This is a genomic window from Pyxidicoccus fallax, assembly GCF_012933655.1.
Taxonomy (GTDB): Bacteria; Myxococcota; Myxococcia; order Myxococcales; family Myxococcaceae; genus Myxococcus; species Myxococcus fallax.
In genome coordinates this window covers 1-409 of sequence record NZ_JABBJJ010000796.1, presented here as the reverse complement: position 1 = coordinate 409, position 409 = coordinate 1, and the positions used below count along the sequence as shown (strand labels likewise).

Here is a 409-nt window from a genome sequence, read left to right as displayed (position 1 = left end):
TCCTGTGCGTGGCCAGGTGATCGGAAGATGAAATTTTTTCATGTAGGTGACCTATTCCTCACTCTTTACGCAGATTTTTCTATTGACGCCCGCGCGCTTTTCCGTCATTTTTACATCTGGACGTCTAAACGTATAGAAGTTCGCAATATAACAGCCATTACATGCGATTGATGAGGTAAGGTATGAGCTTTTTTCACGCCAATCAGCGGGAAGCCCTGAATCAGAGCCTGGCGGAAGTCCAGGGCCAGATTAATGTGTCCTTTGAATTCTTTCCGCCGCGCACCAGTGAAATGGAGCAAACCCTGTGGAAATCCATCGATCGCCTGAGCAGTCTGAAACCGAAGTTTGTCTCGGTGACCTATGGCGCGAACTCCGGCGAGCGCGATCGCACCCACAGCATCATCAAGGG

The 409-nt window shown here is 49.9% G+C and carries 1 protein-coding gene; it reads left to right on the top strand.

All coding sequences use genetic code 11. The annotated features are described in order from the left end of the window. Nucleotides 1–182: 182 nt before the first annotated feature. Nucleotides 183–409 (top strand): methylenetetrahydrofolate reductase (locus tag HG543_RS54195; RefSeq protein WP_211194837.1); only part of this gene is annotated, 227 nt, incomplete at its 3' end.